The following is a 252-nucleotide window of genomic DNA, read 5'->3' on the forward strand; positions in this document are numbered from 1 at the left end:
ACGTCACCGCGCTGCACGGGCGGTATTGCCCTAAGATGGCAGCGACTCCGAATCAGCTCGCGCAAACTCAGCGGCCAGGATGCGGTTCTGCGCGAGATACCTCTCGTCCGTCGCCATCTCGGCGAACTCCGCGTCGATCATGCGCTCGCGAGCTTCTTCGACAAAGCGCTGCAGCGCGTTCACCATGACATCATTCACGCTGGTCCCTTCGATTTGGTGCTGGTCGAGCATCTCCTTGAGTTCCTTCCAGCA

At 60.3% G+C, this 252-nt stretch carries 1 protein-coding gene; it reads right to left on the minus strand.

What is annotated here, in order from left to right; genetic code table 11:
* Nucleotides 1-30: 30 nt before the first annotated feature.
* The coding region (locus RAD04_RS38980) for a hypothetical protein (RefSeq protein WP_461628009.1) at nucleotides 31-252 on the minus strand (222 nt) is incomplete at its 5' end.

It is taken from the genome of Bradyrhizobium sp. 25ACV, assembly GCF_054863005.1.